A 7,684-nucleotide genomic window follows, 5' to 3' on the forward strand; every position below is an offset into this window, starting at 1 on the left:
CTTATAGGATTGGCTTTTTCTATACACCATATGATTCGCCTCTAGTATGGCATTTCGCAATACATGAGCAGATACTTCTTTAGACTTTTCTACTACATTTACAATAGCATCTACCACCATAGTACTAGCATATTCTCCACCAGTATATCCACCCATACCATCTGCTACAATTAACAGCGGTCCTTGTGCATAAAAGCGATCTTCGTTTCGCTGGCGAACTAGCCCAGTTTTACTAATTCCTAAACTAATCATACCCTTCCTTCTTTCAAAGATTGTTGATGTTGTATTTTTAATTGTCCACAAGCTGCTTGGATTTCATCTCCCATTTCCTTACGAATCGTTACAGACACACCATAGGATTCTACAATAGACTTAAACTCTTGCATTGCTTTCATAGACGGTTTATATAAATTAATATGTTCATTTCCATTGACAGGAATTAAGTTGACATTACAATGAGGAAATTGTTTTGCAATACTACCTAGTTCATGAGCTTCTTTTTCAGATGTATTCACATCTTTAATTAAAATATATTCAAAGGTTACACGGCGTTCTGTCCGTCGATAATATTCTGCCACAGCATCTAGCACATCTTGTAAAGCATACGTCGCCCCTATAGGCATAATTTCTTTTCGTTTTTCATCAGTAGTAGCATGCAATGATAATGCTAATGTGATAGGTAGTTCCAGTTCTGCAAAACGATAAATATTGGGTACTAACCCACAGGTAGATACAGTCATTCGACGATAACCTATATTAAAGCTTTCTTTTTCATGAATAAATTGTAATGCTTCCATAGTATAATCGAAGTTTTGTAATGGTTCTCCAGATCCCATGACAACAATGGAGTTTACTTCTTCTTTGATGATGCTTTCAAACAATAATAACTGTCCAACAATTTCAGCTACCGTCAGATTCCGGAATAGGCCCTCTGTAGTGGATGCACAAAAAATACATCCCATAGCACATCCCACTTGAGATGACAAACACACAGAATTCCCATAGTGCTGCTTCATCAGTACCGTTTCTACTTGATGCCCATCAGAAAATCTGAGCAATAATTTCTTTGTATTTCCATCAGAACTAGTAGATTCACGCACCACCGTAGGAAGTGTAATTGTACAGTGTGTAGCAAGCCATTCACGCATTGTCTGTGGAAGCTGTAACATATCTTCCATAGAGAATACGTGACGTTGATAAATATAATCCATAATCTGTTTGGCTCTAAACTTTGGAAACCCTCCATCTGTCACAACTTTACTTAATGCTGGCAATGAAAGGCCAAGTAATTCTATCATGCTCTCTCCTTACGTAAACGGGCTATAAAAAATCCATCCATATCATATACATGCGGTAATAAAGTAACCATAGGACCTTCTGCTGCAAACGGCAACAAGGGAGCCACATCTTCTAATATAAAATTAGGGTTTTCTCGTAAAAAGTTTTCTACAACCCCTTCATTTTCCAATGTATTTATAGTACACGTAGAATATACCAAATATCCCCCTACTTTTACATAGGAACTAGCATTTTGCAATATTTGTTTCTGTAACATTGGCAATTCTTGTAATTGAGATTCCTCTTTTCGCCAACGCATATCTAATTTCTTCTGTAAGATTCCTAGTCCTGAACATGGTGCATCTACTAGTACCGCATCAAAAGACTCTTTCCATTGTTCTTCTTTAACTGTAGCATCCCCTTGCTGTGGTTGCACATTAGATATTTTCATGCGTTTTGCATTTGCCTGCAACAGTTCTACTTTATGTTCATGAATATCCGTAGCTACGATAGTTCCTGTATTATCCATAAGGGTTGCCATATGTAATGTTTTACCACCCGGTGCTGCACAGGTATCTAAAATATGCATATGTTGTTTAGGTTGTACTGCATAAGCCACAGCCATAGAGGCTTCGTCCATGAATGTCATCAATCCCTCTTGTACCCATTTTGCTTCCTGCAATTGTCCTTTGTGAGATTTGATGATAATTGCATCTGGAATCATATGACTTGGCTCTACCACCCAATTTGCCTGTGAAAGCTCTTCTAATAAATCATGCCGGCTAATTCGTAAAGTATTCACTCGCGCTGTCAATAATGGAGTTTCATTGAACCATTCACAGAGATCAATTGTTTCTTCTAGACCTCGTTGCTCTATCCATAAACGGACTAGCCATAAAGGTTGATTATAAATATAGGAAATTCTCTCCGCTTCCGAACTGGCTAAAGCATCTACTCCAATATCTTCGCGCTGTCGATCTACATTACGAAGTAGAGCATTGACAAAGCGGTCTGTACCAGGTGCCACTTTTTTGGCAAGCTTTACACTTTCATTCACCGCAGCACTAGAGGGTACCTTATCCATATAGAGCAATTGATACACTCCGAGTCTAAGAATTTCTAGTACAAAAGGAGATAATTTTTTAACCGGTTTCTTGGTAAAGTGAACGATAACGGCATCCAAGTAGTTTTTGCGTCGCACCACACCATATACCAACTCTGTAAAGAATCTACGATCTAAATCCTCTAGTCTTTCTTGCATCATATACTGAGGCAATACAATATTGGCATACTTCTTATCTCGATGTATATCTACTAAGGCTTTCATAGCTAGGCGCCGAATGTTTTTATGTTCTTTCTTTTGTTTCGTTTCCATAGAGTAACCTTTCTATGACAAGTCTAATGTCTTCTGTATTGACTCGCGTATTACAACAAGGACCACAAGGTCGTTCATTTAAGACACCAATTACAGGAATAGGAAATACATCTGCCATACCACTAACTAAGTCTCTTTCACAGGCGATAGCCACAATCGCTTGAGGACGAATTTCCTTAATTTTTAAACGTGCTAATGTACCACCTGTGACTACCACAAAATGACATCCATAGGTATCTGCAATATCTAGCAAGGTTCCTACTTGGCATCCCCCACAGCGCTTACAATTATGTACATCTGTAGTCACTTTATGTACACAGCTAGATAATTGTATGCAATGCGGTGTAAGCAATAATAATCGTTCTGGTTCCACGCGATACACTTGGGTGCTCACGAGATGATTAATTAACGCAATCAAGGATTGACTCACTTCATCCTTTGTATACCCAAAACATCTAGCTAATACCGTGACCAAAGGAAATAAAAGATATAACCCACGATTGGATAGTCGCAATAAAATCGGATGTTGTATAGAATACATTGTGACTAATGCCATGTATATCCACATGGACCACCCAATCAATATAGGTAGTAGTAGCGCACTCTCTACGATAGGCCCGACAACAGGTCCCCATTGGGATAAGCTAGGATGCATCATCCAGACTATCCAACCCCATACCATGGAAATCAATAGCATTGCCACAGCCGTCACTGTTAAATATAGACGATAAGATTTATTCATCGCCAAAGCAAGCTCCTACTGCTAACTGATGACCACGAGCAAAATCACCTGCATTCATTCGTTTTTATTTTCAGGCTGCACTTCTGTGACACGTAAGACCCCGTGACCAGTGAAAATACTGAAAGACTCTTTATCTACATGCACTATTGTCCCCTCTTTAGGATAACCACAAGCCCCTTGTAAATGTTCAGGAGCATACTTGGAGGTAGGGTCTACTTTTGCATGCCAAAGCTTAATCCGTTTACCCTCTAAGAATGTATAACATCCAGGACTGGGATTGAAAGCTCTTATTTTCGCAGCTAATGTATGTGCTGGTTCTGTAAAGTTAAGATGTCCCATCTCTTTTGTAATTTTTCCTGTTTCAATAGCTTCTTCATGATTTTGAGGGACTCTTGTTAACGTACCTGATTGTAAAGCATCTACGGCTGGTACAATCATCTGTGCCCCTAATTTTGCCAAAGCTGTAAAGATTGTACCAGATGTATCCTCTTCTGTAACAGGAATACGTTCCATTAACAGAGTATCACCTGTATCTAATCCTTCGTCCATATGCATAATAGTCATACCAGTTTCTGACTCTTCATGAAGAATTGCATATTGAATAGGTGCTGCACCTCTAAATTTCGGTAATAAAGAAGCATGTAGATTAATACACCCCAAAGGAGGCTGATGAATAAGCCAAGGAGGCAAAATTTTTCCATAAGCAATGACTACCACAATATCAGGAGCCAAGGATTCTAATAGTTCTTCCGCTTCTTCATTGCGCAAGGATTTTGGTTGATACACAGGAATATCATGCTCTAATGCCAACTCTTTCGTCGGCGGCATTTGTAACTTATTACCTCGCCCTTTCGGCTTATCTGGTTGACAAAATACACCTACTACAGTGTGTGGACTATCGATTAAAGCCTGTAACGTTGGGACTGCTATATCTGGAGTACCCATAAATACTATACGTAATGGATTCATTATTGTTGTTCCTTTTTATGGATAAAAATCTCATTGGGATTCACTAACTTTTCCACAAATAAAATACCATTTAAATGGTCGATTTCATGCTGAAAAATACGAGCTAAAAAGCCTTCTGCCTTAATTTTTATCTTTTTATTATTTCGATTGATACCATGTACTTCAATTTTGTCATATCGCTCTACATCGCCGAATAGTTCTGGTACGCTCAAACAACCTTCTAAGCCTACTTGAGAACCTTCTTTTTTCACGATTTCTGGGTTGATGACTTCAATTAAACCATTTCCATCATCTAGTACAATAATTCGTTTGGATACGTTGACTTGTGGTGCCGCCAAGCCTACACCATCTGTTTTATACATAGTTTCAGCCATATCATCTAATAATTGACGAATCTTTTTATTTACGAACTCTACCGGTTCTGCTATTTGTTTTAACACAGGATGCCCTGTTTTCATGACTTCTAAAACTGCCATAGTCCCTCCTATACTGGATCCACATCTATATAGATATGGGGCAATGTAAATATATCTGAATGATACATGTGTGATTTTAAATTCGATAAATCAATACCACGAATCATAATACAAAGTCGATACATATCTCGTATCTTTGCGGCGCCATTTTCATAGGGCCCTAGTATATCAATGCGCTGACCTTCACAAGCCTGGCGCAAAGTGTTGGCTAATTCTGTCGCTCTTGTTCGTACTACTGAAAGCTTTTCATCTAATAAGGTAATTTGTATCATTTCACCAATTGGTGGATACAACAAAGCTTTACGAGCCTCTATTTCTTCCTCATAAAAGCTAACATAATCATGGTGCGTGCTGTGCTGAATAGCATAATGTTCAGGACTATAGGTTTGTACCACTACTTTTCCTGATTTATTACCACGACCAGCACGACCAGCTGCTTGCGTTAGCAAATTAAAATGTTCTTTCAGAAGCCGTATACACAGGAATATGCAATACAGAATCAGCAGTAATAATTCCCACTGCAGTAACATTTGAAAAATCATGTCCTTTTGCCACCATTTGCGTGCCCAACAAAATATCATATTGACCAGCACCAAAGGCTTCTAAAATACGCTGAGATTCTCCTTTTTTAGAAGTTGTATCTTGATCTAGACGAGCAATTCTAGCTTGTGGAAAACGTTTTGCTAATTCTTCTTCTACTTTTTGCGTGCCTGTACCAAAAAATTTAATTTTATGGCTACCACAATGCGGACAAATTTGAGGCACTTTTTCATGATGGTCACAGTAATGGCAACGCAAGTCCTTCCCCGCTTGATGATACACCATAGATATATCACAGTGAGGACAATGGATAGGTTTACCACAGTCACGACACATGACAAATGTACTATGACCTCGACGATTCAGCAAAAGAATGATTTGCTCACGTTTCTGTAGTGTTTCTTGGATTAAAGTATCTAACGCCATAGAAAATACAGAGTAATTCCCATAGAACATTTCTTCTTTCATATCCACAACAGTCACCTTAGGCATAGGTTGATGAAAAATACGATGCTCTAAAGATAGTAACTCATAGATACCTTGGCTCGCTAAATAATAAGCCTGTACAGACGGTGTAGCAGACCCAAAAATAAGCGGACATTGATGGCTTGCACTGCGCCATCTTGCCACCATTCGCGCATCATAACGAGTCATATCTTGTTGTTTATAAGATGGGTCGTGTTCCTCATCGACTACAATAAGACCGATATCTTCTGTAGGTGCAAACACTGCTGAACGAGCACCTATGATAATATGGCTATCTTTCCGACGTAAACGCTCCCAATTGTTATAACGTTCCGCTTTTGTTAACTGGCTGTGAAAAACGACCACTTCTTGACCAAACTTCTCTACAAATCGTCGCACTATTTGCGTAGTTAAGGCAATTTCTGGAACTAGTATAATAGCAATCTTATCTTGTTGAATCGTCTCTTGTGCAGCTTTTAGATATACTTGTGTTTTTCCACTACCTGTCACACCATGGAGTAAAAACGCTTTACTTTTCTGGTTAGCAATACACTCCTGAATAGGTTCGTATACAGCCTGCTGCGACTCAGTTAAAGGAATGTCTATACTATCCACAACTTCCTCATACCGTGTTTTCGTCATTTCATACCGCCAATCTATGTCGATATGAGAACATTCTTTTACTTGCTTAATGACAGGCAAACTAAATCCTGCCAATCGTAAGGCACTTACTGAGGTTGCTCCATGTTCTAATAAGTATTCCGCCAACAAGCGTTGCTTTTGTTTCCTCACTCCAAATAGTTCTACATGAAAGGAATCCTTAGGCACAAGCCATTCAATTTTAGGTCTGTCATAAGATTTTAATTTACTTTTATCGACAGTAAATAAGCTTAATGCTTCTGCGAATGTACATAGGTAATACTCGCTTAGCTTACGAGCTGTACTAAGCATTTCTGATGAAAACCAAGGTGTTGGATCTAATACCGATAATATGGGTTTGATCACAAATGATGGATTTTCTATGTCACTATAACCTACAAGAATCCCCTCTTCTTTAGAGGCTCCTAAGGGAACTGCTACGCGAGTTCCAATAGGCACCTCTCCCAATGAGTCAGGTATTTCATAGGTTAAAGGTTTATTCAATTGTTTCGCAGGACGATTAATAATAATTTCACCTAAACGCATCATAACCTCCTGACTAAACACTCTCCATTATACCACGTTTGCACCTACGATTCATACTATTTCATACCCTACTTCTACACATTTGCATATGATGAAATTTCTTTTAGGAGTAAGATGATAGGACAAAATCACTTGGTAGTCTAATTCCATCTTCTTATAAGATGTAAACACATGACAACCTAGACTCTTATAATTTATATACATGACAACTGGGGTAACAAAAATAGAGGACAAAGACATACGTCTTTATCCTCTATATATGTATCATTCAAAAGCGAAGGGCAAATTAATCTATTATAAGCCGGCTTCTTTACGAAGTACTTCTGCTTTATCTGTGCGTTCCCATGGAAGGTCTACATCTGTACGACCAAAGTGTCCATAGGCAGCAGTTTTTTTATAATGTGGTTTCAACAAGTCTAACATTTCAATGATACCTGCTGGACGAAGATCAAAATGTTTACTTACTAATGCAGAGATTTTTTCTTCTTCGATTTTTGCAGTACCAAATGTTTCCACCATGATAGATACAGGTTTCGCTACACCAATTGCGTAAGCTACTTGTACTTCACATTTATCAGCAAGACCAGCTGCTACGATATTTTTAGCTACATAACGAGCTGCATATGCTGCGGAACGGTCAACTTTTGTAGGATC

At 38.5% G+C, this 7,684-nt stretch carries 9 protein-coding genes; all 9 read right to left on the reverse strand.

Features of this window, described 5'->3' with window-relative positions:
• Positions 1-252: protein phosphatase 2C domain-containing protein (locus tag HMPREF9200_RS03535; RefSeq protein ID WP_009353451.1), on the reverse strand; the 252-nt coding region annotated here is incomplete at its 3' end.
• The gene (gene rlmN, locus HMPREF9200_RS03540; RefSeq protein WP_009353452.1) at positions 249-1,298 is read right to left on the reverse strand and encodes a 23S rRNA (adenine(2503)-C(2))-methyltransferase RlmN; all 1,050 of its coding nucleotides are present in this window, start codon (positions 1,296-1,298) and stop codon (positions 249-251) included. The genes rlmN and HMPREF9200_RS03535, both read right to left, overlap by 4 nt.
• Entirely contained in the window at positions 1,295-2,653 is a 1,359-nt protein-coding gene (gene rsmB, locus HMPREF9200_RS03545; RefSeq protein ID WP_009353454.1) for a 16S rRNA (cytosine(967)-C(5))-methyltransferase RsmB, read from the reverse strand. Before rsmB ends, rlmN begins: the two co-directional genes overlap by 4 nt.
• Positions 2,625-3,395 carry a DUF116 domain-containing protein gene (locus HMPREF9200_RS03550; protein ID WP_009353455.1) on the reverse strand — a complete coding sequence of 257 codons (771 nt, stop codon included), beginning with the start codon at positions 3,393-3,395 and terminating at the stop codon, positions 2,625-2,627. The genes rsmB and HMPREF9200_RS03550 overlap by 29 nt, the downstream gene beginning before the upstream one ends.
• Before the next feature lie 54 nt (positions 3,396-3,449).
• On the reverse strand, positions 3,450-4,364 hold the full coding sequence (fmt, locus tag HMPREF9200_RS03555; RefSeq protein WP_009353457.1) for a methionyl-tRNA formyltransferase: 915 nt from the start codon (positions 4,362-4,364) through the stop codon (positions 3,450-3,452).
• On the reverse strand, positions 4,364-4,840 hold the full coding sequence (gene def / locus HMPREF9200_RS03560) for a peptide deformylase (protein WP_009353453.1): 477 nt from the start codon (positions 4,838-4,840) through the stop codon (positions 4,364-4,366). Before def ends, fmt begins: the two co-directional genes overlap by 1 nt.
• A gap of 8 nt (positions 4,841-4,848) precedes the next feature.
• The gene (locus HMPREF9200_RS08965) at positions 4,849-5,289 is read right to left on the reverse strand and encodes a hypothetical protein (RefSeq protein WP_009353450.1); all 441 of its coding nucleotides are present in this window, start codon (positions 5,287-5,289) and stop codon (positions 4,849-4,851) included.
• Position 5,290: 1 nt separating this feature from the next.
• Positions 5,291-7,030, reverse strand: coding sequence for a primosomal protein N' (priA, locus tag HMPREF9200_RS03565; protein ID WP_009353458.1), 1,740 nt, complete (start codon positions 7,028-7,030; stop codon positions 5,291-5,293).
• A gap of 294 nt (positions 7,031-7,324) precedes the next feature.
• The coding region (locus HMPREF9200_RS03570) for a methionine adenosyltransferase domain-containing protein (protein WP_009353456.1) at positions 7,325-7,684 on the reverse strand (360 nt) is incomplete at its 5' end.

The sequence above is a fragment of the Veillonella sp. oral taxon 780 str. F0422 genome, assembly GCF_000221605.1.
Taxonomy (GTDB): domain Bacteria; phylum Bacillota; class Negativicutes; order Veillonellales; family Veillonellaceae; genus F0422.

Excerpts from the sequence above, each read along its gene's own strand:
- rlmN (WP_009353452.1), bottom strand. The coding sequence starts at position 1,298 with ATGATAGAATTACTTGGCCTTTCATTGCCAGCATTAAGTAAAGTTGTG.
- rsmB (WP_009353454.1), bottom strand. The coding sequence starts at position 2,653 with ATGGAAACGAAACAAAAGAAAGAACATAAAAACATTCGGCGCCTAGCT.
- HMPREF9200_RS03550 (WP_009353455.1), bottom strand. The coding sequence starts at position 3,395 with ATGAATAAATCTTATCGTCTATATTTAACAGTGACGGCTGTGGCAATG.
- fmt (WP_009353457.1), bottom strand. The coding sequence starts at position 4,364 with ATGAATCCATTACGTATAGTATTTATGGGTACTCCAGATATAGCAGTC.
- def (WP_009353453.1), bottom strand. The coding sequence starts at position 4,840 with ATGGCAGTTTTAGAAGTCATGAAAACAGGGCATCCTGTGTTAAAACAA.
- priA (WP_009353458.1), bottom strand. The coding sequence starts at position 7,030 with ATGCGTTTAGGTGAAATTATTATTAATCGTCCTGCGAAACAATTGAAT.